Raw genomic sequence first — 25131 nt, forward strand, 5'->3', positions numbered from 1 at the left:
CTGGCCGCTCCCATATAATCAGAACTTCGCTGACTTTGCTGGCGAGCGTCATTTTAGAGCAGTGAGGGTGTGCGTATCTTTACCGTGAATCGAGAGAGCGGAAGCTCCCTGAATAGTAAGACCAAGACTGTGTGCACGCGCTCCAGACGCTCCCGCATCGCTTATGCCGCGTACATGATTGCGTTTACGGCAATGGCCGCTTCGTCGCTCTCGGCCCCGTCCCTCTCGGCTCAGACCGGATCCCCATCAGGCAATGTGGAGACTCTTTGCCAGCCTCAGGTGATCGGTAATCGACGCATCCCGAAGGAGTCCGTGCTCGCCAGGCTCTACAGCCGGCAAAACGACCTGTATGACCCGCTGGTAGTGGAGCGGGACTTCAACTCGCTCTGGAATACGGGCTACTTCGATGACGTGCGGATTGAACGCGTCGACAGCCCGAAGTGCGTGCAACTAATCATTTACGTGAAAGAAAAGCCGACCATCCGCGAGATCAACTACAAGGGTCTCGGCGCGGTCACGCAGTCTGACATTCTGGACCGGTTCAAGAAGGCCAAGGTGCCGCTGTCGGTCGAAAGCCAGTACGACCCCACTAAGATCAAGCGTGCCGAGGTAGTACTCAGGGACCTGTTGGCAGAGCATGGACACCAGTTCGCTACCATCAGGACCGAAGTGAAGACGATTCCGCCGGCAGCTGTGGCAATTACCTTCAACATCAAAGAAGGGCCTACCGTAAAGGTGGGCAAGATCGCGTTTCAGGGCAACAACAGCATTAATGATCGCACCCTGCGCGCGGCGATGAAGAACCTGCGGCCGATCGGGATCCCGCACTCCATCATTCTGGAGAATCTGTTTGCGCGGACCTTCGACGCGAGCAAGCTGGACGAAGACACCGAGCGCGTACGTCAGGCCTATCGGGACCGCGGCTACTTCAAGGCTTTGACTAGCGATCCGACGACCCACATCCGGGACGCGGGCGGGATCAATCCCTTTACGTTGCATCCGTCCAAAGGAAAGCGAATCGACATCCTGATGCCGGTGGAGGAGGGCGCGCGCTATAAGCTTGGCGGAATTACCTTCACCGGGAACACGCATGTACCGAACACGAAGGCCTTGCGGTCGCAGTTCACGCAGAAGGACGGCGAATACTTCAACGCAACCCAGTTCGGCAAGGGGCTGGATCAGTTACGCAAAGCCTACGGCGAGCTCGGATATATCAACTTCGTCGGAACACCGGTGCCCCAGATCGATGAGGCGAAGAAGACGATTACCCTGAACATCGATATCGACGAGGGCAAGCCGTTCTATGTGTCGCGGATCGAGTTTACCGGCAACACCATTACGCGCGACAAGGTAATTCGCCGCGAGCTGCTGCTCGAAGAAGGACAGGTCTATAACAGCAGGCTCTGGGACCTTTCGATCCTGCGCTTGAACCAGTTGAACTACTTCGAAGCGTTGAAAGCGGAGCAGGATTCCGAGAGCCGCCAGAACACCGATGACGGAACCGTCGATCTGCTGCTGAAGCTGAAGGAAAAAGGTAAGAACTCAATCGGCTTGAACGGCGGTATCAGCGGACTGTCAGGAACTTTTGTTGGTTTGAACTATGAGACCAATAACTTCCTTGGTTTGGGCGAGACGCTGTCCGTGCAGGCAAATATCGGCGACTTGTCACGCAATCTGAGCCTGGGATTCACTGAGCCGTATCTACGGGATAAGCCTATCTCGCTGGGCGCGCAGGTATTTGCCAGTAAGTATGACTTCAATCCCTCCAAGAGTCAGTCCGCGACCGGTGCTGCGGCTGGCAATCTGACGACGGCGCAGCAGTCGCTGCTGACGAACTATAACCAGTCGACCACGGGTTTGACAGTCTCGTCGAGTGAGCCGCTGCGGCATCTTTTCTCGCGAACCGGTGTGACCCGTGTCGGTCTTTCGTACTCGCTGTCGCGGTCTTCCGTGACGACGTTCAACCAGAATACGACCAACGTCTTTCAGTCGCTGGCCTTCCGGTCGGGCGTAGCGGGGCAGAATCAGCTCACGGGCATCATTACTTCGGTAGTAACGCCGAGCTTTACGTTCTCGAGCCTCGATCGAGCGGTTGGCCCGCATCGCGGTAAGGATTTTAACGTGTCGGTGCAGCTGGCCGGTGTCGGCGGTAATGTGAAGTACTACTCACCGATCGCCAGCTACCGCCAGTTCTTCCCGATGAAGGGGCTGAGGGTCAGCAATGATGGCCACAATGTGCTGGGATATCGTATCCAGCTGGCTCACACGTCGGGCTTTGGGGGCGAGGTTGCTCCGCCGACGCACCGTCTCTACAGCGGCGGCGAGACGGATCTTCGCGGCTTCGATATCCGGTCGGTCGGCCCCTACACCTTCATTCCGAATAAAGTTCAGTACATCCTGACGAACCCCGACGGAACCTCCGTTCCCCGCGATCCGACGAACCCGGCCCTGGGCCCCGTGCAGATCCCGTTGCCGATCTACCGTATGGTGGCCATCGGTGGAGATACGTCGTTCATAGCGAACCTGGAATACCGGATTCCGATCGTCAACCAGGTGACGTTTGCTTTCTTCAACGACTTCGGTATGACGTTCGACGCGCAGCACGGCCAATTGCGTCAGAGCACAGCCGGTCAATCGCTGATCAATGGTGCCCAGTATGGATGCCCGACGATTGTCAACGGCGCCTGCTTTGGCGGCCAGTCGGTGAAGTTTCCGGACCTGCTGACGATTGTGCCAGGGACAAACTACGTTCCGCGCGACTCCCTCGGCGCCGAACTGCAGGTGATTCTGCCGGTCGTCAACGCACCGTTCCGCATCTTCTACGCCTACAACCCGCTGCGTCTTTACAAGAGTGTTCCGCAGCAGCTTGCCGTACCGAACTCTGGTCCGGACAACGTGAATACCTTCAAGAGCTACTTCCCGAGCGATGGAGCAGGTCAGTTCAGCTATCAGCAGGCGCTTCAGTTCTATGGGGCTGACTACATTCTGCGCGAGCCGAGGAAGACGTTCCGTCTGACGGTGAGCACGACCTTCTAACCCGGTCCATTTTATGAGCCCGCCTTCGGAGCGATCGATCCGAGGGCGGGCTTTTTCTCGTTAGGGTATGCGCGCCACGAAGTGGCCGCCCTCCGCGTAGGAGGCCCGTCCGGCAGGACAACAGAGCGCAGCAGCGGATACGAACCCTTCTGTTGCCGCCCCTTCGCCGGTTCGGGCTAGGCCACGGCTAGAGGAGACAAATCCCTAGTAGCTGCGTTGATACATGCGAGAGATGCGGTCGTGCCAGCCCAGGCCGTCTTCGTCCATCCATGCCCAGAGAAACCCAATCCCCAGCGGGCAGGCGGCGAGCACCGTGGCGAAGATGCGGCGGCGCATGGCGGACCGCGTAGGGTTATCGTCCGACAGCGTGCAGAGGCCAATGCGGGCGTACCGCATACCAGGGGTGGCCTCGCTGAAGGTGAAGAAGAGCAGCTGATAGAGCAGCGTAAGGACAGCCAGCGTGCCGGCCGTGCCAATAGCCGCAGTCTGCAGGCTCATGGGAACGATGCTAGCGCCGAGGCCCGCGGGATTGCCTGAGAGCTTACCCACTGTCAGCGCGAAGGCCGCGACAAAGACGAAGAAGGAGGCGGTAATGATGCAGCCGTCGACGACGGTGGCCATCAGGCGCAGGTTGAGCGGAGCGGCTTCAGGCCTGTGCTCAAGCTGGAAAGGGGCTTCGCGGGTTTCGACCGGAGCCGATACCGGATGAGCCGCAAGCAAAATGGAGGACCATTCGGGCGTCACAGATTCCACAACCGGCGAGGTAGAGATCTGCGCCGCTTCAACCTCGAAGATGCGAAGCTGGGCCGCAGGTACGTTGTGCGGAGCCTGATCGGCGTCTTCGCGAAGGGGGCCCTCGGCGAGACGGGGGCGGGCTTTGCGCGCCGCGACAAGCTGGCGAGGAAACTCGATCAGGTTGGCAGGAATCTCGACGGGTGGTCCGGACTCTTCGAACACGGGGGCTTGGCGGAACGCAATCTCTTCGTCGAGTGCGAGCGCTTCCTCTTCGTTGGCAGTTGCGTAGGCCTCGCGAGTTTCGTAGATCATCGGACGGCTCGGGGAGGAAACTGCTTCCTGAAAGGGGGTGCGGCTTACGTCTTCGTAGAGCTTCACGGTGAGACCGGGAGACGACGGAGGGTCCGCTGAAAGACTTACAGGCAGATCTTCAACGATCAACGGTTCTGCAACGCTGAATTTAGGTGCGGGCGATGGTGGGACCGGAGCGGGCGTAGGTGGCGTGAGCGTCCACTGATCGAGTTCGGCAAGCAGCTGATACTGTGCGTCGGCAACGGCCTGGGCACTGAGTGCTGCAACCTCCGCAGCGGCTTTGGCCTCACGAATCGCCGCTTCAGCCTGCTCGGCGAGGAAGGTGCGGTAACTGGGAGAGTTGCCGTAGCGTTCAGCGACAGCTTCCGCGATGCGGGACGAGCGTGCCCTCCCTGCGTTTGGCTGCGCGATGGGAGTGACCGAGGAATTGGATTGCTGGGTACGCCGGGCCCGGTGCGCTGCAAGGCGCTGCGCTACCTGTTCCCTCAGTGCAAAGGGTGCGGCCGCTTCCGTTTCGGCCGGGGCTTCGTCAAGTGGTAGCAGGTCACGTTGTGCAGAGCTCATTGTGCTCAAATCCAAACTCGGTTCCGTAAAATCGTTTAGCCTCAAAGGGTGGCACGTCTGACAAGTCTCAAGCCGAACGATACGGGGATGAAGACCCATTGGCAGCGCCGACTGCATTTAGCGGCTTTGCTGTCAGGCAAATCGATTGCTTTTTGTACAGCCTTGAACGTCCGACGAACGCGCTCCAGAAACGTCCGCGTCACTGTTTACCTCTTGATAACTATCATGGTGCTCGCGGCAAGTCATCCACATCTGTCGGCCCAGCAGGTGACGACTCAGGCAACCCCCCTCCCGGAAGATCAGATGTCATCCTCAAGCCTGCCGGACGCGCCTGGAGCCACGCAATATCCGGTGGCAGAGATCCTGCCCGACAACGACGATACGACCGACGTAACCCTCGAGTCAGACGGCGACCAGCGCAAGACGGGCAACGTCTTCTCGCTCGATAAAAACGTAGTCATCCACTATCGCGACCGGGTGATCCAGGCCGATCACATCGAGTTCAATGAGGATACCGGCGAGCTCACCGCGACCGGGCATCTGCACGTAAGCGGCGGCGCGAATCATGAGGACCTCACCGCCAGCCACGGCACGATGAACCTGAAGAACCAGACAGCAACCTTCTACGATGTGACCGGCTCAGTGGGGTTGAAGGGCGGGGGCGCGGGTCCGGGCCGCACTCTGACCTATTCGAGCAGCAACCCGTTTCTGTTCACCGGGCGAATGGTCGTGCGAACCGGGCCGCAGTCCTATGAGATCTACGACGGAACGCTGACCACCTGCCAGCTGCCAAAACCTGACTGGATGCTCAACGCCGGGAAGTTTATGGTGGACAGCGAAAAGGCCAAGGCGCAGAACAGCATCTTTCGCCTGATGAATATTCCCGTGCTGTTTCTCCCCTACGTCACCCACCCGGTAGACTCGGAGCAACGACAGACCGGCTTCATGATTCCCGTGCCGGGGTACTCTTCGACGAAGGGCTTCACGCTCGGCGAGGAGTTTTACTGGGCCATCAATCGCAGCACCGATCTGACGGTCGGAGCCCAGTACTACTCGCTCCGCGGCTGGGAGCAGTCAGCGACGTTTCGCTACCGCGGCCTCGGAAATAACTTCGCCAAGGCCAGATATACCGGCCTGCTCGACCGCGGCATCGTCACCAACGGTGTGTATCTCAACCAGGGCGGACAGGATGTCACGTTTTCCGGCCGCCACGACTTCAATTCACAGACCCGCGTGGCCGGCGACGTCGAGTATCTCAGCTCGTATGCCTACCGCGAAGCGTTTGCCGAGAACTTCAGCGTCGCAGTTTCGAGCGATATCCTCTCGATCCTCTACGGCGTGCATGAATGGGACGGATATGCGGCATCAGGGCGAGCGGATCGATATCAAGGACTGAAGCAGGCAGCTGTGGCCGCGACTCCCACCACGCCGGCGGTCCCTGAAGAACAGATAAGGATCTTTCACGCGCCGTCGCTGGACTTCGACAGCACAGAGCATGAGATCGGCAGGACTGGATTGATGTGGAGCGTGGACGCCTCGGAGGCCGGGCTATCCCGGGTGCAGCCGAACTTCTCTACCGGAGGGCTAACGCAGCGGTTCGATCTGCATCCGGAGCTCTCTTATCCGCTGGGCTTCGACGGATGGCGAATGCGGGCCTCCATCGGCGTGCGGGAGACGGCCTACAGCAGAAGCAGGCAGGTTCCCTACAACGACACCGGAATACCGGTCGAACTGCCGAACTCATTGAATCGATCGGATCTGGAGATTGAGGGCGACCTGCGTGCTCCAGTGGTGGAGCGGGTATTCGATTCGCCAGGAGTAGAAAAGTTCTTCGGCGGCAACGATGTGAAGCACACAATCGAGCCCGAGCTGACCTACCGCTACGTCACCGGAGTCAATAATTTCCTGGCTGTTCTCCGCTTCGACGACGTCGACATCGTAAGCGATACGAATGAACTCGAGTATGGAGTGACGCAGCGGTTGTTCCTGCGTCCAGTAAAGAATCGGCCCTGCAAGGAAAGACCCGAGAGCACGGCACAGTCACAAAACTGGGATGACGACATCGGAAAGGTCCAGACCAGACAGATCGCTGATGCGAAAGATTCGCTTCCGAGCTGTGGCAGCCATCCCCTCATCAGCTGGCGGCTTGCGCAGAAGTACTTCTTCAACGAGAACTTCGGCGGCGCCGTCATCAATGGCCGACGGAACATCTTCGACACAACGCTGAACTTCTCCGGGATCGCCTTTTTGACGGAACCTCGCGCGATCTCGCCCCTGATCTCGCGCTTGCGGGTAAGGACCTCAGCCCATATGGATGTCGAGTGGGACTTTGACCTTGATACCGGAGCGAAGAAATTTACGTCCAACAATGTGCTGGTGGACGTACACGAGAACAACGTCTTTGCCGGATTGAGCTACGCGCGGCTCAATGCTCCCGGCCGCTTCTACACCGAGGGAGTGATTTCGGCCGTCTCGAACTTCAACCAACTGCGGCTGTTGCTGGGGTATGGTTCGCCGACCAAACCAGGCCTCGGCGTCGCCGGCAATGTAGGTCTCGATCTGAACGCGAACAACACCGGTCTGGTTCAATATGGGGCCGTGCAGGGGTCCTATAACTGGGACTGCTGCGGCTTCAGTGTCGAGGTTCGGAAGTACGAACTCGGCTCGGTGCGAAATGAGACGACCGAAAGATTCAACTTCACGCTGCTGAATATCGGAACCGCGGGCAATCTGCGGCGAACGGCAAGTCTGTTTTGAGTCCTGTTTGCGCGGCCGTCAGTGGGCTCCGCGGCCTGTTAAACCGCCTCTGCGTGAGATAATCGAGGTATTGTGCTGATTGCTGTGAAGCCGTTCCGAAACCTCATCTTTGCCCTTACGCTGGCCGCCCTCGGCTGCCATGCCCAGACTCCGACCCAGGCTCCGACCCAGGCCGCAGACGGCCCAGGGAAGCTCTCGCCCGAACTCGTGCGCCGTGTCGAGGTGCTGATCCGGTCGCACGCCTCTATCCCGGCCGGCTATGTCATTCAGGTAGGGCCGCGCACCAAAAGCGAGGTGCCGGGCTTCGACAAAATCACCGTCTTTTTTCTCTCCGACGGCAAGGCGAGCAAGCCGACGGAATTTTTAATCTCGACCGACGGAAATACCTTAGCCCAGTTCAGCAAGTTCGACATCAGCAAGGATCCCAAGCTGCTGGTCAGTGGCGACGGACGTCCGGCGCGCGGCGGTCCTGCAAACGCTCCCGTGCTGATCGTTGGGTTCGACGACCTGGAATGCCCCTTCTGCGCCAAGATGCATGAGCAGTTATTTCCAGCTCTGACAGAGCGCTACAAAGATCAGATTCACATCGTCTATCGCGACTTTCCGCTCGATCAGCATCCATGGGCCATGCGCGCTGCAATTGACACCAACTGCGTTGGCGCGAAGAGCGCGACGGGTTATTGGAACCTGGTGGACTATATCCACGCGCATGCTGCTGACCTGGGTGGCGCAGACAAGAGTCTCGCGAAGGCCAACGACACCCTCGACACCCTGACGCGTGATGAAGGAAAGAAGCAAAATTTGGATGCCAACGCACTCAACGCATGCATCGCAAAGCAGGATGACACCGCGATCAAGGAGTCGATCAAGCTGGGCGAAAGCCTCGGCGTAGATTCGACTCCGGCGCTGTTCATCAATGGCGAAAAGGTGGAAGGAGCGCAGCCGGTCGAAGACGTGTATCGTATGATCGATAGCGCGCTGGTTGCCTCCGGGCAGACGCCGCCACCACCGCCAACGAAGACACCAATTCAGGCACAGCCTCAAACCCCGCCGGCGACCAAACCCGGTAATTAGCAGAAGAATGCAGGAGATCTGGATGCGGAATACCGAGGACGTGCTGAGCTTGTCGACCGATACCGAACGTACTTTTATTGCGCGCTCTTTTCGTAACATCTCTGTTCCGGTAGTTCTGATTTTGGCGTCCGGGCTGCTGCCGATTGCAGGCTGCAATCGTGGGCACAACGCAGACGTGGTCGCAACGGTGAATGGCCACGCGATCATGCAGGCTGATCTGGATAGAGCCTACAAGCTCCAGCTCGGAGACGCGGCCCAGCAACAACAGCCCTCGCAGGAACAAGCGGACTCGCTGCGTCTCAATGTTTTGCGCGAGTTGATCGACGAAGAGATTGTCGAACAGCGTGCCGCGAAGATGAATCTGACGGCTACCAATGAAGAGGTCGATGCGAAGCTGGCCGAGATGAAAGCTCCCTACACCGAGGAGCAGTTTCAGCAACGGCTCAAGGCAAGCAACCAGACCCTCGACGATGTAAAGCATTCGCTGCGCCGCAGCCTCACCATCAATAAGCTGCTCAACAAAGAGATCAACTCCAAGATCACCGTCACCGACGCCGATGTGGCCAGCTATTACAACCAGCACAAGGCCGAGTTCAATCTGCTTGAGACCAAGTACCACCTGGCGACCATTCAGGTGACCGATCAGCCCTCGTCCCAGCCGGGAAACCTACAGGGAAGCAAAGCCACTAATGACGTCGAAGCAAAGAAGAAGATTCAAGCGCTGAAGAATCGTCTGGACAGCGGCGAGGACTTCGGCACCATCGCGAGCAACTGGTCTGAGCAGCCCCAGACCGCGCCCAACGGCGGAGAAATGGGCTTCATCGACGAGTCGCAACTCCATACCGACCCGACGGTCTTCGCTGCAGTGACCAAGCTCAAGGCCGGCCAGATCACCGAAATTTTGCCTTTGCTCGATGCCCAGACCAAGAGGCCGGCAGGCTATGCGATCTACAAACTGATCTCGCGGGACCCCGCCGGACAGCGCGATGTGAACGATCCGCGGGTGCAGCAGGCGATCCGGCAGCAGCTTCGTGACGTGCGTTCGCAGCTGCTGAAGAGCGCCTACCTCGAGATGGTCCATGATCAGGCCAAGGTAGAAAACTTCTTCGCCGAACAGATCTTCAAGAACGACGCCCACTAACTCTCCAACTCAATCTCGCCACTCATTCTCTTTGGGAGGGTCTCATGACGCAGTCGCCGGTGCGGTTCGCGATTCTTGGCTTCGGCCACCATGCAGTCAAGCGACTCTTGCCGGCGTTTCCCAAATGCGAGCTTGCAACGCTCAGCGGGATGTGGCGAAGAGACCACGCCGCAGCGCTCCAGAACTGCGCCGAGTTTAAAATTCCTCATTGCTTCCAGACGCGGGAGGAGCTCTGCTCTTCGCCCGATGTGGATGCTGTCTTCATCACGTCACCAGACGCCATGCACCGCGACGATACGTTACTGGCGTTGAAGCATGGCAAGGCAGTCCTCTGCGAAAAGCCGCTGGGAATGAGCGCGGCAGAGGCTGAAGAGATGAACGCCGCTGCCGGGGCGGCTGGACTGCTCTTCGGAGTTGCGCAAAATTTTCGCTATAACCGCAGCCTGCAGTGGATGCGCGACCAGATTGCCGCCGGACGTATCGGAAAGCCACAGCTAGCGCGAGCAGAATACTGCTACCCGGCCAACAACTCGTCGAGAAAATGGATTGTCGACGCGACCCTGGCCTACGGCGGACCCATCGGAGACGTCGGCGTGCACTGCATCGACGCGCTGCGCTTCGTTCTCGGCAACGATGTCGTAAGCGTCAGTACCTTGGCCAGGAAGGATGCGTCTTCAGGCGAAGTCGAAGCGGTTGCCTCCCTGCAGATGGAGATGACCGGCGATGTCTTCGCGACTGTGACGACGAGCGCACGTACACCCTACCGCTCGTATGTGGAGGTGAACGGCAGCGACGGGGTGATGTACTCCGAAGGAGGCCTGACCGTCGATCGTCCCGTGCAAATCGTTGTGCGCCGGGGTGCAGACGTAGAGGAGACCGTCACCCTCGACAATGCTGACGGCTACACCCGGATGCTCGATGCTTTCGCCGCGGCCCTACGCGGTGGCAACGACTTCGCGGCCACCGGCCAAGACGCCATTCACAATATGCAAGCGCTCGATGCAGCAATGAGAAGCTGGCGGAGCGGGGCTCGCGAGCTCCTTTAATTTGCTACGCAGATTGCTTTGAAAGACAGTCCTACCGGAGGGCCTCCTGCGCGGAGTGCGGCCATTCCATGGCTTTCTTCCCTAACTACTGAAGCGTCTCGCACTAGCGCAGAGCAGTAGCAAGCGCCGAAGTTCCACCGTGACGCAGAATCGCGAGGTCACGCTCAGGAGCAGGCGGCATGTACTTCTTATAGACGCTGACGTGGAAACAAGACTGCTGAAACTCCTCCTCGACATCAACCTTTCCCTCTTGCACCAACGGGAGAAGGTAGCCGCGAAGCCAAGCGATCTCAGCCAGCGAAAGTCCGTGTTTCGCGACGTCGATCGCCTGCCCGGTGAGATGAGGCGACGCCGTATCTCCCTCGGCAGGTGCAGCGTTCCCGTTGATGTGCATCAGATGCTGCTGAAACTCCACCGTACGCACCGCGGAATTAACCTGCAGCGGCGTATGAAACCGTGCATAGTGAGCGCGCGCTAACGTGGCCAGAAACTGTGCAGTCCAGGGTCGGCAATAACGGCGATTCGTCGGCAGGCGATCGTCCACCTGCAGCGACTCATTCTCAGGCAGCGCAACCAGAAGCCTCTTGTTACGCATATCGAGAAGGTCATCGTCATTCTGAATCCGAGACAACCCGTCACGGTCTGCAACTTCGTTCTGATGCACGAGGATCTCATGCGAGCCTTTGAGCGGCGGAGGAACGATCAGGTGTCCACGCTTGTTGTAGAGATTCGGCAGAATAACAGGAGTCGAGGCGACCTCTTCGACGCTGGCCAGTTGTGGCCTCTCAGCAGCCGGCCGAACAACGCTGATCACAGGAACCGGCTTGGCCACCGACACAGGCTTCGACGCCGTGGCGGGCTTGCGCGCAGATACCATCGGCGCTTGCCGGGTCTCGTTGAGTTCTTCGGGACGTGAGGTTCCGTGGATCGCGACCGCCGCCTGGGTCTCGACCTGAGTGGACGTGGCCGCCTTAAGAAAATCCTCCGATGTAGCCTTCTGCGGCGCGGTCGCCGTCTGTACAGGCGCAGGAGCACTCACAGCATGGCGCAGTCGACGCCGCGAAGGAACTTGCGCACGCACTCGCGCAGTCACAGGAGGATCGACGCGAGGAACAGAATGGTGTTTTGCGCTATGAGCCGCATGCGCCTGCTTGGCACCCGACTGGTGCTTCGTCGCATGCTTCTCCGTCGTAGCTGCAACGGTCTTTTTGTGACCCGAGGGATGATGCGTCTGTTTGGCAAGGCTGCTCGCAGATGATAAAGACAGGGCTGCAAGCGCCAGAAGGGCCGGTATGGGGGCGTTCAAACGCATCATGTTTTCGGAGGCGCGGAACGCCAGAGCAATTTCTACGTTAAACGTTGGTGAGTGAAGGGGTAAGTGGCGAAGTGGGTTCCGTATACTTATCGATTAACGGGGAGGAATGAATGAAGAAGTTGCCGCTGGGTTTTGGCTTGATCGCCATTGGGTTGATGGGGTGGGGGCTACAGGTGAGAACCGCGAATGCCGCAGCGCAGGATGAAGCAGCGACCCCCGAGTTCTACACAACGAAGGTGCAGCCAATCTTTCAGGCGAACTGCTACAGGTGTCACGGCGGAATGAACCATCGCGGAGGCCTGAATATTCAGACGCGCGCAGGAATGTTGAAGGGTGGACACGACGGCCCGGTGCTGATTCCCGGAGACCCGGAAAATAGTTTGCTGGTGAGGCTGATTCGCCATGAGGGCCCGCCGAAGGATCCCATGCCGATGCCGCCCAAGCAGCCAAAGCTCTCCGACGCCGACATCGCCACGGTAGAGAAATGGGTAAAGGCTGGGGCCATCATGCCGGATGACGTGCAGAAGTAACGGTCTTATAACGAAGGGGACGGTGTCGTTTCCGGGTCCGACTTGGGTTGCGTCCTGACGAAGAGGTTCTTGATGCGGCGCCGGAAATAGAAGAGCACTCCGGAGATCGTCGCACTGATGCCTTGAAACAAGAGGAGACCGGAGCCTGGGTCGACGTAGGCGTGCGCCTGCCGCTCGAACGTAAAGCTGAGCGCAACAAGAAGCATCACGGAAACGGCGAACAGTTTGAGCGTATGAGTCATTCTTTGGTTTCCCCTGGGGAGGTGCGCCTCGGCGTGCGCAATCTCACTTGAAGTGAAGACGCGAAGTGCAGCGAAAAGTTTCGCTTCGATGAATATTTCCATATTACAGGACGCTAAGCCTTTTTTTGCTTGCGTTTCGTGGTCGAAACATCTAAAGCGATCCTACTTCGTTACCGACATTTTCAGGCGCTTAAGTTGCCTGACAAAATTTGGCGTGGACCATATCGGAACAAGGTGGCCGAGCCTCCCGCCTCCGAAGCCTGCAAGCGATGGGTACGACCCGCAGCTTGAGAAGGCGGTGAGTCTCGCAATCCAGTAGCTCGCGCACCATCCCGTGCACGATCCTGCGAAGCCGCCTATCCCAAACTATCTCAAGAAGTACAGCTATTCCTTTGTGGTCACTTCAGCGCTACACCGACACCCCCGCGGCAGCAACCACGCCCTTCGCAGCCGATGCGATCTGTCCCATATCCTTTGTCGAAATGGCCATCGCCAGGACAATCACCGAAGACGCGATACTCACCGCCTTGTCGATGTCCTGAAGTTTATTGAGCGCCTTATCCGCCGCCTGCGTAGCCAGCGAAATCTCGCCCACGGCTTGCTCGGCATTCGCGAGCGTAAGATTTGCCGCCTGTACAGCGAAGTTTCCCGCAACAGTCATCAGCGAGTAGACGTATCCCTGAAGTTGAACAATCGCAGGATCCGTCAGCTTGCTGCCCGCACTAATCGCATCCAGCCGAACCTGCCCGACCTCCACAGCGATGTCATGAAAAGCCTGTGCCAGCGCCTGCATCTGATCATCGGTCAGCGTCGTGTCAGCGGGCGCTACCGCCTTGGCAACGATCTTCGCGGCAACTGGCTTGGAAGTTTTCTTCATGGCTAATTCGACCTCGACTGAATATCTGAGAGCGCCGACTTCAGCGACTCGGCGATCGGCCCAACCTGTTTTGCCACTTCGATCATGCTCATCTTCTTCCCGGCCTCGTCCTTCAGCTTCGCATGCAGTGCCCCCAGATCGTCCATGGCCTTGGCGTAGCTCGCAGCAGCGTCCTTGCGAGTCTGAAGCTCAGCCTTGTCATGAGCATATTGCCGCTGCACCAGGATCAGAGCGAGCCGTTCATTCGATTGGGCACTGGCCATTGGGCCTTGATAGAAAGTGTCGAGACCAAGCTCCTCGTTACCCAGAAGCACGTTGCCGTAGTCGCCCGTAATCACCTTCTTGAGCGCCCGTGTAAGCGACTGAACGGCACCATCATTGGCAATCACCAACTGCCCAAGCTGTTTTTCGCGATACCCCTGTGTCGCTGCATCCGCTAAAGCCTTCATCAGATTTTGCGCATCAGTACCCGCCGTAATCGCGTTGGCCGAAAACGCTGTATTTGTGCTCAAGGAAGTTACATTCTCGTCGATCGTTGCGTCGTAACCCAGCGGCTTATTCGAAGAGAGCTTCCCGAGAGCATCGAAGTAAGCGATAAGCGCCTCCTGATCCTTCGCAAGATGATCGGCAAGCTCCTGATAAGGCTTGCAGTCCTGTGCCTGCTCTGTCTTCGCCCGCTCTGCTGCTGGCGTGTTCTCAAACAGCGTATTCTGTCGCGCGCACGTCGCTGCGACATCGTTCGAAACCTTCGGGAGCGCAATCCGCGCTTCATCAGATAGTTTGGAGAGGCCGGCAGCATCATCAAGATCGACACAGCCGTTCAAGGACGCGCACAGGGTCACAATCGCAAAGCTTCGAAACCAAAGAGTCCGGCCAAACCTCGGTACTGACACAAACACCTCTTTCAGGGCAGATCGAATGTATGCCAAATTCCTGAAATTTGCATCCCGACTGAGCCCGCATCCATGCCGAGATCAAGGCTTCGCAGGTGTCTCCGTGTGAACCTGTGCCAGCCACCTCCCGCTCTTGGGCTGACGCACCCAGACAGTGACAGAGTTGTTGTCATTGATCTTCAGAGTGGGGTTGTGTTCCGTACCGCAGTTGAAGGTGTTCAGCACGTGATACGCGGTAAGCGCCGAGTCCGGGGTCAAAATGCGAACCTGCAGATCACGCAGTTCGTAAGACTCCAGCTTGCAGTGCTTCAGCGTGATCAGAAGCGTATCCAGAGCCTGAATATGCTCGTCGACCTGAATGAAGTCTGTCGTGAAGAGACCCCGCACAGTCGCGAAGTCGCCTTCAGCCATGGTGGTCCAAAGATTTTGTTCCAGCTTCACGATGTCCACCGGAGCAGGCAACTGTGCTGCAGGTGTCTGAGCAAACGTGCTCGAAGCAAGGAGTGAGGCGAGGACGACAGGGAGGAGACGCATGGCAACCATGTTAGCGTCTGCCTCCCTCTTTTGTGGCGGGCGTTAGTTGGTGGCAGCGGGTCTCGTACCGACATGCCGCACGGCGGCGTCGACGATCGCATAGAGCAGCTGTCCGTGATCGGTCTTCGCTTTGGCCTTGATATATTCGCCGGTGCGTTTGCCGGCCTCCGCGCTATCAGGCAAAGTCAGCCCGCGCACCTGCGCCGAGATTCCGGCAAGCTGTTGAATGATGTCAAAGAAGGTGGCTTCATTCTTGCCGGCAAGCTGCCAGCAGTCCGACACCGTGCAGGTAAGTATCTGTTCCGTATTCCAGGTGTGGTTGGCGGTGGAGTCCGCCGCAGCCGAGGGTGTGATCGTGGGCGCCGCAGGCTGTTGAGCCGACGCAGTCAGCGTAGCCGCAGAGGCCAGAGCGAAACAAAGAGCGAGGCGATGGATCATGCGCATTGGAGTCGTCCTTTACGTTCGTAGTTGAAGAATCTAGTTGCGGTGATCGTGTCTAGTAGCGGTTATAACGATTGTCGCGATTATTCTGTGCCGCCTGTCCCACGACAGCCCCAATACCAGCGCCGGCTGCACCGCCGATGATGGTTCCCTTGAGTCCGCCACCGAACACCGCCCCAAGCACCGCACCGCCGCCCGCGCCAATCAGCGCGCCCTTGCCCGGTCCGATACCGCCCTGATTGTTGCGGTAGTGGTCGTCATGGTAGTGACGGTCGCGATCGTTATAGTAGTTGCCGCCACGGCCGCCTTGGCGCACTCCGTTGTAGTAGGCGCTGTTGTTGTTGTTACGCTGCGCATAACCGGCAGTCCCAAATCCCGGAACCATGCCAGTCGCGATAAGCAGAGGAGCCATTAGGACCGCATTTCTTATCTTGGTCATTCCAGATTAGATGCCGGATCTTTCTACGGCGTCCGCGAAATCATTTCATTCAGGCTTTGATTCGCTAAACCCCGCTCCCCGTGGGCTTAGGTCCCCACCATCGCCAAAAATAGAAACAGTTCCAATAGATTTCGACCATTTACCGTCCCGAAACGTCTCTTCTTACGGTAGCTTTCAAACAGCGGGATTGGAGGATCAGTGAAGAAATTGATTGGCAACATATCGGGTGTCCTGGTCATAGCGACCGCGCTCGCCGCCGCGCCCACACCAGCGCAAACCGCCCCCACACCCGCCCCGCACAAGCCCAGACCCTCCGCCAAAACAACCATGGCAGTCTGGTCGCCCGACGTCCAGAAGGCCCTCGGCATCTCTTCCGACGACTTCAAAGCCGACGGCCTCAACAAGCTCACCCAGCCTCAACTCGCAAACCTCATGGCCTCCGCCAGGCCCGACCCCAAAAAGCATTGGCTCGTCTGCCCAGCCAGCGGAACCGCCCCCGTCGGCCAGATCCACGTCCTGGTTACCGTCGCCGGCGATGACTCCACCGGCGCCATCGCCGGCCAGATCCTCCACGCCATCAGCTCCCTCACCGGCGTCCTCATCGTCGATACCTCCGCCGCCGCCGACCGCGCCCTCCACGTCGTCATCCAGGAGCAGACCACAGCCAAGCGCACCATCGGCTTCACCGCCTCCTACCTCACCGCCACCCCCTGCACCGAAGAGATCGCCGGCAAGAAAACCGACGTCGAGCTCAAGGGCACCCTCGGCACCTACACCGACGCAAAGGGCGCCGGCCTCGCCACCGACCTCGCCGGCATGCTCGACCAGGACCTCCAGCCCCTCCGCAGCGCCAGCAGCACCGCCCCTTCCACCCGCTGAGTTTTTTCCTCACACCAACCCGCAACAAATTGCATCTTACGGCGTGGAGGTTTTTGCCATGAAGGGTTTTCCTTGGATTCTCGCCGGTATCGGAATTGGTGCCATCGTCGCCTACGCAGTCTTAACCAGTGAGCCGCAGCCCGCCTATGAAACCGTCGACGACAACCTGGCCGACGCAGCCCATAAGACATTCGCCTGGGGCACCAAACAACAAGTCAAAGGCAAAGCCACCTCCGTCGCCGGAGCCATCAAGCAGGGCGTCGGCAATCTCACCGGCAACCAGGACCTCGCCGACGAGGGCACCGCCGACCGCATCGTCGGAAACGTGAAGGACGCCGCCGGAAAAGTCGGCCAGGCCGTCGGCCAAACCATCCACGACCTCAACCGCTAACCCGCCCCGCTAAGTAATCGTATACAGCGGCGCAAACTCCGGAATCCCCGCCGTCTGCCCCGCGATCCAGCGCAGCACATACACCTGTACCGGTTCGGTCAACGAGTGCGTCAGCGCATTCGGCACCACCTCCAGGATCACGTGTGCCGCCGGATCGCGGTAGTAGTCCATATCCGGCTCAATCATCACGCAGTTCACCCCGTCGATCGTCTTCTTATCGCTCTCCCCCTCTCAAGAAAACCAAGTTGGCACTCGCGCAAAGCCCTGTCCTCACAGGTTGATAAACGTCGCAACCCTCCCCATGTCGTCATCCTGTCCCTGAGCGAAGCCGAACGGGAGCGATCCCTGTATTTGTCTTCGAAGTAGTGAGCAGGGCAACTCCGCCGATCCATACAGAGTCGTACCTATCAGGTGAGGTGGTGCTGTAAGGCTGCCCATCTGGAGGTTCTTATGATCTTTCGCAAAAACGCTTGGGCGCATCTCATGCTTGCCGGCGTGCTTTCTCTCAGCGTTGTGCCCGCTGGGCTCGCACAAGTCCAGCAAGACAGCGATGTGAACAGTTGGTCTGCGCCTCGCGGCTACGATATGGCTTATCCCGAGAACGGCACCCCCAACATGGTGGCTCGTCAAGGTTATGCTGCAGGCTTCAACCAGGGTCAGGCCGACCTATCGCGTGGCCAGTCGTTCAAGCCCACGGACAACAAGGCCTATGCCCACGCGAAGATCCCGAAGGGGATGGACAAAGACGCGTTCAAGACCGAGTTTCGTGAAGCCTTCGTGAAGGGCTACACCAACGCCTACAAGGGCCAATAGCACTCGCGCAGTACGACAACTCAAGAAACAAAACAATGCCCGCTATCCTGACGATGCATCAGTCACGATAGCGGGCATCTCTGTTTTCGGTTAGCTCTTGTGATGCTGCAGCGCAGCGCGAACCTTCTCCACATGCGTACCATGCACGCGGATCGCCTCATGCAGCTGATCGCCCGTCACACCAAACTCCTTCGCCCAGTAATGAATATCGGACGACATCTTAGGATTAATCTCCTTCGGATCATGCGGGCCTTTCTCCGGCTCGACGTGCTCCGTATGAGGGGCACGTGCTTTCGACTTCTCAACTTCTTCATGCTCGTGCGGCCGTGCAGGATCTGGATGAGACATGGATTCATTCCCCTTTTCGTGTTCACCAGATTAGATGCCGAAGTGGTGACGCACGCCCATCTAGACCGAATCGTCTGCGACTTTAGTAGCAAAGTTACGAAGGTGTTACTTGTCTTCTGAGTGGAGACAGCGTAGCTTCCGTAATGACTTTCACTTACTGAGATCAGGTCGTACGAAAAAATATGCGTTACCCCCTTGCTTCACTTGTTTTGGTTCTTTCTGGATTCGGCATTTCCGCCCTAGCACAACAAAGTGCAGCGCCCGTTGCACCTGCAAGCGATCAAGACAAACCCCGCGTCTACATAACCGATAGCAACTCCTGGTCCAGCCAAAGCTTTGCGGACAGATCCCAAATATCCCGGGCCACGGAATAAAGAATGTCAAATCACCTCGTCAAAAAAAAGGCGAAGAAAATCGAGATGAGGACCGATCTGACGATTGGCAAAATCGTTGGATGGGCGGGTGGAACCCTCGGCATAGTCGCATCCCTGATCGCGATTTGGCCGCGCATGACCATCATTGTCTCGGAGCCTGTTGATCCGGAAAACGCGATGTCAGCGTCAGTCACAATTACAAATACCGGATTTATACCCCTTCTTAGAGTGCGGCCATTGTGGGAGCTGCACGAGATGACGTTCGGTGATCCTTCCAATCCGTCAAAGGTTCTTGGCGACAAAAATATGATTCGGTTAACTAACACTTGGGCGCCTAAATCCTTAAATCATGACGACGAAATCGAGTTTGGTCTAAATGATATCTGGGGTAATCAACCCTACATGTTGTCTGCAGATGGCGCCATTGTCGTGGAGTATCGCCTCCCTCTAATCCCTCATTCGTTTAGTAGGGTTTTCCCTGTCATCGCGCGAAAGCAGACCGACCAAAAATTTCACTGGTATGCACAAATTCCCTAACGTGGATCAATTACTAATCGTCGCTAGAAGCGAAACCACGCACCTTGTTTCGGCAATCACCACACGATTGGGGTCAAAATGAAAGAGCTACTGGCGGGATTTGCGGCAGAAGTTTTCAAGCCAATCGTCACCCTCGTTATTCCTGGATTTTGGGCTTTGACAGCGTGGACGGTTGCAATGTTTCTTCATTACCCAACTAGTTGGGTATTCGCAAGTAAACATAAGAACGGTTCCGGATTAGTGTTTGTAATTACGGCGACAGCGTTAGGAATTATCCTTGAGGATTTAGGCGCAAGAGCAGAGAGAATATGCGAAGGTCAAGGTTCCGACGATTCCGACTGGTACGACTATCTCGCTTTAGCGTTCGATCCTCAACCGATCGGGCTTCGGTATATCGGAACAGTCGTTTTACGTATGAAGTTTGAGTTCGGTATGGGGTTCGGTAGCGTGATCACCGCAGGCGGAATTTTCTGCACACCAATCAGCCTCACGATGAAGCTACTCTCAATTTCTATTGTAGGGGCCTTAACCTTCTATTTCTTACATGAAGGGTCATGCAGCGTGAGACTGCTAAAGAAGACACGCTCGGAACTGCTGAACGTGTTCTCCCCAAGACTCCAATCGAAAAAAATAAGACCGCTTAATCGGACCCGGCCATCAGAATGGACTAGTCCTACCGACTACAACTCGTTGTCGGTAGGGCTTTTAAACAGCCTGGAGGGCTTAGAACGCCAGAAGCCGATCAAAGAATGAGCGATATCGCCGCAACGCCTGTCTTAAATCTTCGGTAGACACGTTATCCCCGCGATCCCACTGGTGTTCAAGCTCCGTGCGCGTCGCGCTGAACTGCTCCGAGATTCGCGTCACCAAAGTAGCGACAAGCTCATCCGCCTGTTTCACAGCAGTCCGCGGCTCGTCCACAAAACTAATCTGAGCCTTATCCCACTTGGCGCGAAGATCGCTCAGCTCTCCCGCCGGGAACAGTTGTCCCGGCTGATCAGATCCCAGCGTAGAGTCGACCGCTGCAGTTGTCTGTCCTGCAGCCGCCCTCTCGCCATACCTATCGTCTGTCCTTCCAACAATTCTTGGCTCCCCAATAACCGCACCATCCGTAGTTCGCCAATCCTCGTCAACAACTCGCCCATCGCGTACAAGATCATCGCGGCGATCGTCGATGACCTCCGTTGAAGTCTCCGCCGGATAGATCCTTCTTTCAGAGCCCGTCACCCGGTTCGCCACTTCATCTGCCGTCAGTCTCGCATCATCACGATCGCCAATCATGCTACCTCCTTATGGGTCGCGGCCGTCACGCCCAGTAACTCGTCAAACAGGGAACGAAAGTGCACCATGGCTCGTCGCAGGTCCTCAGTCGTAGACTGGCCCTTCGCATGGCGCAGAACAATCTCATGTGCATTCCGGTAGTTGCCGACCGTCTCGGGATAATGAACCGAGATATCCTCGGCGCGCCGATCGAACTCACTCATCGGATAGCCACGCGAGTTCATCACGTCCGTCACCAACCGATCCGCCTCGTTCACCGCGCCTCTGGGATCGTCCACAAACTGCTTCTGGACGAAGGTCCACTGACGCAGATACCGGTCGCGGTCGGCAGTCGGCAGCTCACGCAGCTTCAGCGCAGACACACGCTTCTCGCGCTCTACGAGAACGTTTTCAGCCAGCTTGGGATCCCCCTGCTGCCTTACAACCCGGTCATACTCCGGTCCAAACTTCTCCTTCAGCCGTGCCGAACTGTTGCGCCGGTTATACAAAACCACCGCGACAATCACCAGCAAAGCCACCACAGCAACAATCGCAATCAATACCTTCGGGTCCATAGCTCTTGGGTCCATACTTCACCCCCTTTGCATCCCTTGATGCAGGCAATACCGCACCGCGTTGTGCTGACGTGCGGTCATCTGTGGATTGTTGGTAGCGCGAAAGCCCCCGTCATTCCTGCGAAAACAAGCGTCAACTTCGCGGACAACGCAATGGCCCACCACCGAAGAGCGATTTGTGAGGAAAGATTGTTAGCAGCAAGAAAAGCGAGGTCAGTCAGTTTCCCGCAGGAGACTTCGCCCCTTCGACAACTCCACGACCCATCAACAACGCATGAAGCTTCTCCTCGCCCAGCACCCGGCGAAGTTCCCTGAATCCAAACAGAGGAACGAACGCGCAAAAGATCACCAGCGCCCGCGCAACCATATCCGTCCAGTGGAGACCGTGCATAACCGTCCCCGACGGCTCACCCTTAATCAGCCGCTTCACGAACTCTTCGAGGATATGGAAGACAAGCACAAGCGCCGCGAAGATCAAGGACTTCAGCAGAATAGACTGGTACAACGGCCTCTTCTCATAACCCCTGCCCACATGCAGCATCTCCCCAATAAGAATCACCTTGCCGATCACAAGCGCATTGATCAGCGCAAAGCTGTAGTTCAGAACGTCGTTGTCGACGTCGTACTTCTTCAGCAGCAGCATCGTGTAGGTCACGAGCGCGCAGAAGAAGATCGCCAGATATGCGGCGATCACTACGAACTCCACAAACTCATGCTTGGCCTTCTGTTTGAAGCCAACCTTTGCCTTCTCGTTGTCGCTCATGGGAGTTCTCCTGTGCGGCAAACCCGATCACCACAGGGCGCGCGCGACAGCGAATCGAGAGAAGAATAGCAGCCCCACCCCAACCCCATTCCCAAAAAGGGAACAATCAAAAATAAATCCGCAAAACCTGGCGCATTTTTTAAGCCCCAAAAGCTGACTGCTTAAACACCACGTTCACCACGCAATCCACCACGTTCTCACCACCAAAACACCACGAAGAAATGCCCGTTTTTGCCAAAAACCCCAGCAAAAACGGGCACGTCCACCCACAAAATAAAATTACAAAACTACTGCAGCAAAGTTCCTTCTTCCGGCAAGGTCTTAGCCTCCTCCGGAGGAATCACCACAGCAGCCGCCACCTTATCCTGATCCTCAAGATCCAGCAGCTTGACCCCCTGCGTACTTCTTCCAGCGGACCTAACACTCTTGGTATCAATGCGAATGATCTTTCCAAACTGGCTGATCACCATCATCTCCGTCGTGTCATCCACCAACTGAATGCTCGTAACCTTGCCAATCTTGGGCGTAGTCTTCATGTTGATCACGCCCTTACCACCCCGCGACTGCAGGCGATATTGGTCAACATCCGTCCTCTTCCCAAACCCATTCTCACTCACCGTCAAAACCAGGCAAGGCGTCAAACCCAGCTGTTTATCAAGCTTTTCGAGCTTCGCCGCCACTTCCGCAGAAGCCACCGGTGCCGCAAGTTCCCCAGGCTCAGCAAGTTCCAGCGGCTGCCCCTCAGTAGACTCGGTAGCCTCATCGATCGCGGCCTCCACCTGATCCGTAAGCCCCTTCTGAGCAGCACGTTCCAGCCGGGCCTTGTTCCGCGCCTCGTTCGAAGGCGTAACCGCCGCCCCAATCACATAGTCGCCCTTCTTCAACGTGATGCCACGATTCCCGGTAGCCGGCCGCCCCATCGGACGTAAGTCCTGCTCATTGAATCGGATAGCCATACCGTCATGCGTAGCCAGGAAGATCACCTGCTCGCCATCGGTAACTCGCGCGATGATCAACTCATCATCCTTCTCAATGTTGATAGCGATAATCCCTCGCGCCATCACATTCGAAAAGTCTTTCAAAGCAGTCTTCTTGACGGTTCCATTACGCGTCGCAAACAAGATGTACTTGTTGTCTTCTTCTAGATCCCTAACCGGAAGAATGGTAACAACCTTCTCCCCCGGTTGCAGAGCAACAAGCGAAGCCATCGCCTTGCCCTTACCCGCAGCGCCAACATCCGGAACCTCATACACCTTCAGCCAGTACACGCGCCCGGAGTTGGTGAAGCACAGCAGATAGGCGTGCGTAGAGTCGATGATCAGCTGCGCGACGAAGTCCTCTTCGCGCGTCTTCATGCCGAGACGCCCAGTACCTCCGCGACGCTGCTGTCTATAAATTGAGATAGGCGTGCGCTTCAGATAACCTGTATTCGACACCGTCACCGCAACCTGCTCATCCGTGATGAGGTCTTCTAGCTGGAGTTCGGCGGTCTCATCAATGATCTGCGTCCGGCGAGCATCCCCGTACTTGTCGCGGATCTCGGTCAGCTCTTTGACGATCACCTTGCGCAACTTCGCAGGCGAAGCAAGAATCGACTCAAACTCCGTAATGTTGTCACGGACTTCAGCCAGTTCCTTCAGAAGCTCGTCGATCGAGAGCTGAGTCAGGCGGTACAGCTGCAGTTCGAGGATAGCGTCAATCTGCTTGTAGCTGAGAATCAGTGTCCCGGTGGTGCTAAACGTCATGTCGACGCCGTATTTAGCAGGGTCGAGCGTGACACCGCGAAGCTCAGTTCCGCGAAGGTTGATACGTTTGTTCGAGAAGTAAGAGAACAGATTCTCGCGGGCGTCGGCTCGGCTCGAAGACTGACGAATGATCTTGATGACATTGTCGAGGTGGTCGAGCGCGATCTGGTAACCGAGCAGAATGTGTTCGCGGTCGCGGGCCTTCGCAAGTAGAAACGCAGTCCGGCGACGAACGACTTCAGTACGATGATCAAGGAAGGCGCGAATCGCCTGATCGAGCGGCAGTTCCTTTGGCTGACCGTTATGAACAGCCAGGAAGATCATCGAGAACGATTCCTGCATCTGCGTATGTTTGTGCAGCTGATTCAGAACAATTTGGCTCTCTGCACCGCGCTTCAGTCCAATGACGATACGCATTCCATCGCGATCAGATTCATCACGGAACTCATCGCGAGCGATGTCAGTAATAACACCCTCATTGACCAGTTCTGCGATGCGTTCGATAAGCTTCGACTTATTAACCTGATACGGAATCTCGGTAACGATGATCGCCTGACGCCCGCCGGAGATGTTTTCGATGCTGCACTTGGCGCGCATCATGAAGCGCCCGCGGCCTGTGCGGTAAGCATTCGGGATATTCGTCTTGCCGAAGAGATAGCCGCCAGTAGGAAAGTCGGGGCCGAGGACATGCTCGAGCACCAGGTCAAGATCAGGCCGGTGATCCTGCGGAGACTTCTGCAGCAGCGAGATGCACGCGTTCACGATCTCCGTGAGATTGTGTGGCGGAATGTTCGTCGCCATGCCGACAGCAATACCCGAGCTGCCATTGACGATTAGGTTCGGAATGCGCGCCGGCAGAACAGTAGGCTCGAGCGAAGACTCGTCGTAATTAGGCGAAAAATCGACCGTGTCGTAGTCGATATCGGCGAGCATCTCACCAGCGAGCCGCGTCAGGCGCGATTCGGTATAACGCATCGCCGCAGCGGAATCGCCATCGACCGAGCCGAAGTTTCCCTGGCCATCTACTAATAGATAGCGAAGAGAAAATGGCTGCGCGAGCCGCACCATGGTGTCGTAGATCGCCGAGTCGCCGTGAGGATGGTAGTTACCCATAACGTGTCCCACGACCTTGGCCGACTTGGTGTATTTCTTATTGAACTGAAGACCCATCTCCTGCATGCCGTAGAGGATGCGGCGATGAACGGGCTTCAGGCCATCGCGGACATCGGGCAGAGCTCGGCCAATGATGACCGACATCGAGTAGTCGAGATACGATCTCCGCATCTCCTCTTCAATATTGATAGAGAGCATGAACGCGGCGCCGCGGCCCTGAACGGTCGAGCCGTCGGGAGGAGATCCGGCCGGGGGCGGGTTATTTGAATTAGCGTCCTGCGGGGAGGGTGCGTTGGGGTTCTTCGGGTCCTGCGGAAACAGATCGTCAGCCATGGTGTACTACCATGATAAATGCTTGATTTGGCTGGGTAAAGCCGCTCCCCAGGAACCAAATCTT

25 protein-coding genes are annotated in these 25131 nt (G+C 57.2%); 12 read left to right on the top strand and 13 right to left on the bottom strand.

Annotated features, from left to right (window positions below):
- The first annotated feature begins 69 nt into the window (after positions 1-69).
- The gene (gene bamA / locus RBB76_RS11100; RefSeq protein WP_429632475.1) at positions 70-3036 is read left to right on the top strand and encodes an outer membrane protein assembly factor BamA; all 2967 of its coding nucleotides are present in this window, start codon (positions 70-72) and stop codon (positions 3034-3036) included.
- Between the two features lie 204 nt (positions 3037-3240).
- Here the strand turns inward: bamA and RBB76_RS11105 are convergent, their stop codons facing one another.
- The gene (locus RBB76_RS11105; RefSeq protein ID WP_429632477.1) at positions 3241-4647 is read right to left on the bottom strand and encodes an RDD family protein; all 1407 of its coding nucleotides are present in this window, start codon (positions 4645-4647) and stop codon (positions 3241-3243) included.
- A 225-nt stretch (positions 4648-4872) separates the two neighbouring features.
- Here RBB76_RS11105 and RBB76_RS11110 point away from each other — a divergent pair, with 225 nt between their 5' ends.
- From RBB76_RS11110 to RBB76_RS11125, 4 genes are all read left to right on the top strand, one after another.
- Positions 4873-7404 carry an LPS-assembly protein LptD gene (locus RBB76_RS11110; protein ID WP_429632479.1) on the top strand — a complete coding sequence of 844 codons (2532 nt, stop codon included), beginning with the start codon at positions 4873-4875 and terminating at the stop codon, positions 7402-7404.
- Between the two features lie 72 nt (positions 7405-7476).
- The gene (locus tag RBB76_RS11115) at positions 7477-8478 is read left to right on the top strand and encodes a DsbA family protein (RefSeq protein ID WP_429632481.1); all 1002 of its coding nucleotides are present in this window, start codon (positions 7477-7479) and stop codon (positions 8476-8478) included.
- Between the two features lie 22 nt (positions 8479-8500).
- Complete coding sequence (locus RBB76_RS11120; protein WP_429632483.1) at positions 8501-9619, top strand: SurA N-terminal domain-containing protein; 1119 nt, start codon at positions 8501-8503, stop codon at positions 9617-9619.
- Between the two features lie 44 nt (positions 9620-9663).
- The gene (locus RBB76_RS11125) at positions 9664-10665 is read left to right on the top strand and encodes a Gfo/Idh/MocA family protein (protein ID WP_429632485.1); all 1002 of its coding nucleotides are present in this window, start codon (positions 9664-9666) and stop codon (positions 10663-10665) included.
- Between the two features lie 103 nt (positions 10666-10768).
- On the opposite strand, the gene RBB76_RS11130 is transcribed toward RBB76_RS11125, so the two are convergent.
- Positions 10769-11980: a DUF5715 family protein gene (locus RBB76_RS11130; RefSeq protein WP_429632487.1), complete on the bottom strand. Its 1212-nt coding sequence runs from the start codon at positions 11978-11980 to the stop codon at positions 10769-10771.
- Positions 11981-12090: 110 nt separating this feature from the next.
- Here RBB76_RS11130 and RBB76_RS11135 point away from each other — a divergent pair, with 110 nt between their 5' ends.
- Both RBB76_RS11135 and RBB76_RS11140 read left to right on the top strand, forming a co-directional pair.
- Positions 12091-12510 (top strand): c-type cytochrome domain-containing protein, encoded by a 420-nt coding sequence (locus RBB76_RS11135; RefSeq protein WP_429632489.1) that lies wholly within the window; start codon positions 12091-12093, stop codon positions 12508-12510.
- A 47-nt stretch (positions 12511-12557) separates the two neighbouring features.
- Positions 12558-12803: a hypothetical protein gene (locus RBB76_RS11140; protein ID WP_429632491.1), complete on the top strand. Its 246-nt coding sequence runs from the start codon at positions 12558-12560 to the stop codon at positions 12801-12803.
- Positions 12804-13161: 358 nt separating this feature from the next.
- Here RBB76_RS11140 and RBB76_RS11145 read toward each other — a convergent pair whose 3' ends face one another.
- From RBB76_RS11145 to RBB76_RS11165, 5 genes are all read right to left on the bottom strand, one after another.
- The gene (locus tag RBB76_RS11145) at positions 13162-13629 is read right to left on the bottom strand and encodes a hypothetical protein (protein ID WP_429632493.1); all 468 of its coding nucleotides are present in this window, start codon (positions 13627-13629) and stop codon (positions 13162-13164) included.
- A 2-nt stretch (positions 13630-13631) separates the two neighbouring features.
- Complete coding sequence (locus tag RBB76_RS11150; protein ID WP_429632495.1) at positions 13632-14522, bottom strand: hypothetical protein; 891 nt, start codon at positions 14520-14522, stop codon at positions 13632-13634.
- An 81-nt stretch (positions 14523-14603) separates the two neighbouring features.
- Positions 14604-15065, bottom strand: a complete 462-nt coding sequence (locus tag RBB76_RS11155) for a nuclear transport factor 2 family protein (protein WP_429632497.1) — start codon at positions 15063-15065, stop codon at positions 14604-14606.
- A 33-nt stretch (positions 15066-15098) separates the two neighbouring features.
- Entirely contained in the window at positions 15099-15500 is a 402-nt protein-coding gene (locus RBB76_RS11160; RefSeq protein ID WP_429632499.1) for a hypothetical protein, read from the bottom strand.
- Positions 15501-15552: 52 nt separating this feature from the next.
- Positions 15553-15909, bottom strand: coding sequence for a hypothetical protein (locus tag RBB76_RS11165; protein ID WP_429632501.1), 357 nt, complete (start codon positions 15907-15909; stop codon positions 15553-15555).
- Positions 15910-16134: 225 nt separating this feature from the next.
- Here RBB76_RS11165 and RBB76_RS11170 point away from each other — a divergent pair, with 225 nt between their 5' ends.
- The gene (locus RBB76_RS11170; protein WP_429632503.1) at positions 16135-16815 is read left to right on the top strand and encodes a hypothetical protein; all 681 of its coding nucleotides are present in this window, start codon (positions 16135-16137) and stop codon (positions 16813-16815) included.
- Between the two features lie 58 nt (positions 16816-16873).
- Entirely contained in the window at positions 16874-17206 is a 333-nt protein-coding gene (locus RBB76_RS11175) for a CsbD family protein (RefSeq protein ID WP_429632505.1), read from the top strand.
- 9 nt (positions 17207-17215) lie between these two features.
- Here the strand turns inward: RBB76_RS11175 and RBB76_RS11180 are convergent, their stop codons facing one another.
- Positions 17216-17392 (bottom strand): hypothetical protein, encoded by a 177-nt coding sequence (locus RBB76_RS11180; RefSeq protein ID WP_429632508.1) that lies wholly within the window; start codon positions 17390-17392, stop codon positions 17216-17218.
- Positions 17393-17656: 264 nt separating this feature from the next.
- Between RBB76_RS11180 and RBB76_RS11185 the strand changes: the two genes are divergently transcribed.
- Positions 17657-18019: a hypothetical protein gene (locus tag RBB76_RS11185; protein ID WP_429632510.1), complete on the top strand. Its 363-nt coding sequence runs from the start codon at positions 17657-17659 to the stop codon at positions 18017-18019.
- Between the two features lie 90 nt (positions 18020-18109).
- Here RBB76_RS11185 and RBB76_RS11190 read toward each other — a convergent pair whose 3' ends face one another.
- The gene (locus RBB76_RS11190) at positions 18110-18367 is read right to left on the bottom strand and encodes a DUF3606 domain-containing protein (RefSeq protein WP_429632512.1); all 258 of its coding nucleotides are present in this window, start codon (positions 18365-18367) and stop codon (positions 18110-18112) included.
- 377 nt (positions 18368-18744) lie between these two features.
- Between RBB76_RS11190 and RBB76_RS11195 the strand changes: the two genes are divergently transcribed.
- Complete coding sequence (locus RBB76_RS11195; RefSeq protein WP_429632514.1) at positions 18745-19278, top strand: hypothetical protein; 534 nt, start codon at positions 18745-18747, stop codon at positions 19276-19278.
- 78 nt (positions 19279-19356) lie between these two features.
- On the top strand, positions 19357-20031 hold the full coding sequence (locus RBB76_RS11200; RefSeq protein ID WP_429632516.1) for a hypothetical protein: 675 nt from the start codon (positions 19357-19359) through the stop codon (positions 20029-20031).
- On the opposite strand, the gene RBB76_RS11205 is transcribed toward RBB76_RS11200, so the two are convergent.
- The 4 genes from RBB76_RS11205 to gyrA form a co-directional block, all read right to left on the bottom strand.
- A complete protein-coding gene (locus RBB76_RS11205; protein WP_429632518.1) occupies positions 20002-20559 on the bottom strand; it encodes a hypothetical protein in 558 nt (185 codons plus the stop codon). The genes RBB76_RS11200 and RBB76_RS11205 overlap by 30 nt on opposite strands.
- Positions 20556-21128 (bottom strand): hypothetical protein, encoded by a 573-nt coding sequence (locus RBB76_RS11210; RefSeq protein WP_429632520.1) that lies wholly within the window; start codon positions 21126-21128, stop codon positions 20556-20558. Before RBB76_RS11210 ends, RBB76_RS11205 begins: the two co-directional genes overlap by 4 nt.
- Positions 21129-21330: 202 nt before the next feature.
- Complete coding sequence (locus tag RBB76_RS11215; RefSeq protein ID WP_429632522.1) at positions 21331-21876, bottom strand: hypothetical protein; 546 nt, start codon at positions 21874-21876, stop codon at positions 21331-21333.
- Positions 21877-22163: 287 nt separating this feature from the next.
- Entirely contained in the window at positions 22164-25067 is a 2904-nt protein-coding gene (gyrA, locus tag RBB76_RS11220; RefSeq protein ID WP_429632524.1) for a DNA gyrase subunit A, read from the bottom strand.
- Positions 25068-25131: the final 64 nt, after the last annotated feature.

Source organism: Tunturiibacter psychrotolerans (assembly GCF_051013365.1).
Classification (GTDB): domain Bacteria; phylum Acidobacteriota; class Terriglobia; order Terriglobales; family Acidobacteriaceae; genus Edaphobacter; species Edaphobacter psychrotolerans_A.